The 3324-nt window shown below is 49.9% G+C and carries 1 tRNA gene and 2 rRNA genes; all 3 read left to right on the top strand.

Annotated elements, in window-relative coordinates:
* The first annotated feature begins 160 nt into the window (after positions 1–160).
* The 3 genes from ACQV2T_RS09250 (at position 161) to ACQV2T_RS09240 (ending at position 3323) form a co-directional block, all read left to right on the top strand.
* Positions 161–3038, top strand: a 23S ribosomal RNA gene (locus tag ACQV2T_RS09250).
* A gap of 78 nt (positions 3039–3116) precedes the next feature.
* Positions 3117–3232, top strand: a 5S ribosomal RNA gene (rrf, locus tag ACQV2T_RS09245).
* 18 nt (positions 3233–3250) lie between these two features.
* A tRNA-Asn gene (locus ACQV2T_RS09240) sits at positions 3251–3323 on the top strand.
* The last annotated feature ends 1 nt before the right edge of the window (position 3324 follow it).

Below are 3324 nucleotides of genomic sequence, written 5' to 3'. Positions count from 1 at the left end.
ATCGATCATTGAAAACTGAATACACCAAACAAGATTGATCATATTCTCGATGCGAGGTATGACAATCACATTATTTCTTAAAAAAAAGATATAATGAACCGAGAAATTGACCGAGTCTATGAGTAACATCATAGAGTTAAAAAATAAGCGAAAATATTGTGGTTAAGCAATAAAGGGCGCACGGTGAATGCCTTGGCACTAGGAGCCGATGAAGGACGCGACGAACAGCGATATGCTTCGGGGAGCGGTAAGTACGCTAAGAACCGGAGATTTCCGAATGGGGGAACCCAATGATTGTAAAAGATCATTATCCGCAAGGAAGGTAGACGCAGAGAACTGAAACATCTAAGTAACTGCAGGAAAAGAAAATAAGAATGATTCCCTAAGTAGCGGCGAGCGAACGGGGAAGAGCCCAAACCAGCGTGCATGCACGTTGGGGTTGAAGGACTCCATCACGAGACCAGACGATTTAGTAGAAGCCCATGGGAAGGGGCGGCAGAGAGGGTGAGACCCCCGTATGCGAAAGATCAACAGGCTCAGGAGTATCCTGAGTACGGCGGGACACGAGAAATCCCGTCGGAATCCACCAGGACCATCTGGTAAGGCTAAATACTCCCTAGTGACCGATAGTGAACCAGTACCGTGAGGGAAAGGTGAAAAGCACCCCGGAAGGGGAGTGAAAGAGTACCTGAAACCGTGTGCTTACAAGTAGTCAGAGCCCGTTAAGGGGTGATGGCGTGCCTTTTGTAGAATGAACCGGCGAGTGACGATAGTTGGCAAGGTTAAGTAGAAGATACGGAGCCGTAGCGAAAGCGAGTCTGAATAGGGCGTTAGTCAGGTGTCGTCGACCCGAAACCAGGTGACCTACCCATGTGCAGGTTGAAGGTGTGGTAAGACGCACTGGAGGACCGAACTCACATACGTTGAAAAGTGTGGAGATGACGTGTGGGTAGCGGAGAAATTCCAATCGAACCTGGAGATAGCTGGTTCTCTCCGAAATATATTTAGGTATAGCCTCAGAGTAAGAGATGTGGAGGTAGAGCACTGTTTGGACTAGGGGCCCATTCGGGTTACCGAATCTAGATAAACTCCGAATGCCACAAACTCATCTCTGGGAGTCAGACTGCGAGTGATAAGATCCGTAGTCGAAAGGGAAACAGCCCAGACCACCAGCTAAGGTCCCAAAGTAACTGTTAAGTGGAAAAGGATGTGGGGTTGCCTAGACAGCTAGGATGTTGGCTTAGAAGCAGCCATCATTTAAAGAGTGCGTAATAGCTCACTAGTCGAGTGACCCTGCGCCGAAAATGTACCGGGGCTAAACAGTCCACCGAAGCTGTGGATTCTAATTTATTAGGATGGTAGGAGAGCGTTCTATGTGCGGAGAAGCTGTACCGTAAGGAGCAGTGGAGCGCATAGAAGTGAGAATGCCGGTATGAGTAGCGAAAGACAGGTGAGAATCCTGTCCACCGATAGACTAAGGTTTCCAGGGGAAGGCTCGTCCGCCCTGGGTAAGTCGGGCCCTAAGCAAAAGCCGAACGGCGTATGCGATGGACAACAGGTAGAGATTCCTGTACTTGGGAAATACGATTTAAGCAATGGAGGGACACAGGAGGTAAATCCACGCAGACTGATGGAAAAGTCTGTAGAAGCAACGAGTGAGATGGTGAGTCAAATGCTTACAATTAATGATGAGTTGTGACCTGGAGCGAAATAATAGTAGCGAAGGTGGATAATCAAACTGTCGAGAAAAGCTTCTAGCTAGTATAACCAACCCGTACCGCAAACCGACACAGGTAGTCAAGTGGAGAACACTAAGGTGAGCGAGAGAACTCTCGTTAAGGAACTCGGCAAAATGACCCCGTAACTTCGGGAGAAGGGGTGCTGACGCAAGTCAGCCGCAGTGAATAGGCCCAGGCGACTGTTTATCAAAAACACAGGTTTCTGCTAAATCGCAAGATGACGTATAGGAGCTGACGCCTGCCCGGTGCTGGAAGGTTAAGAGGAGCGCTTAGCGCAAGCGAAGGTGCGAATTGAAGCCCCAGTAAACGGCGGCCGTAACTATAACGGTCCTAAGGTAGCGAAATTCCTTGTCGGGTAAGTTCCGACCCGCACGAAAGGCGTAACGATCTGGGCACTGTCTCAACGAGAGACTCGGTGAAATTATAGTACCTGTGAAGATGCAGGTTACCCGCGACAGGACGGAAAGACCCCATGGAGCTTTACTGCAACTTGATATTGAGTGTTTGTGTGACATGTACAGGATAGGTAGGAGTCAAAGAGCTGTGTACGCCAGTATGCAAGGAGACGTTGGTGGGATACTACCCTTGTAATATGAACCCTCTAACTCGCGTGAAGAACACGGAAGACAGTGTCAGGTGGGCAGTTTGACTGGGGCGGTCGCCTCCTAAAGAGTAACGGAGGCGCCCAAAGGTTCCCTCAGAATGGTTGGAAATCATTCGTAGAGTGCAAAGGCAGAAGGGAGCTTGACTGCGAGACCAACAAGTCGAGCAGGGACGAAAGTCGGGCTTAGTGATCCGGTGGTACCGCATGGAAGGGCCATCGCTCAACGGATAAAAGCTACCCTGGGGATAACAGGCTTATCTCCCCCAAGAGTTCACATCGACGGGGAGGTTTGGCACCTCGATGTCGGCTCATCGCATCCTGGGGCTGAAGTCGGTCCCAAGGGTTGGGCTGTTCGCCCATTAAAGCGGTACGCGAGCTGGGTTCAGAACGTCGTGAGACAGTTCGGTCCCTATCCGTCGCGGGCGTAGGAAATTTGAGAAGAGCTGTCCTTAGTACGAGAGGACCGGGATGGACACACCGCTGGTGTACCAGTTGTTCCGCCAGGAGCATTGCTGGGTAGCTATGTGTGGGATGGATAACCGCTGAAAGCATCTAAGCGGGAAGCCAGCTTCAAGATGAGATTTCCCATTCGCAAGAAGTAAGACCCCTGAGAGACGATCAGGTAGATAGGCTAGAAGTGGAAGTATAGCGATATATGGAGCGGACTAGTACTAATCGGTCGAGGACTTAACCATGAGATTTCAAGGTAAGTAGAGGTGTATTCAGTTTTGAGTGATTGAGAGATTGCTCAAGATAACGATGAGATGACACTGTGTGGTGATGATGGCAAGAAGGACACACCTGTACCCATGCCGAACACAGCAGTTAAGCTTCTTAGCGCCGATGGTAGTTGGGTCTTTGACCCTGTGAGAGTAGGACGTTGCCACGCGTGTCATATCAAAGTTATTCCGCCATAGCTCAGCTGGCAGAGCGCATGACTGTTAATCATGATGTCGTAGGTTCGAGCCCTACTGGCGGAGT

This window comes from Facklamia sp. P13069 (assembly GCF_050409405.1).
Lineage (GTDB): Bacteria > Bacillota > Bacilli > Lactobacillales > Aerococcaceae > Facklamia.
This window is presented reverse-complemented; position numbering and strand designations above follow the sequence as displayed.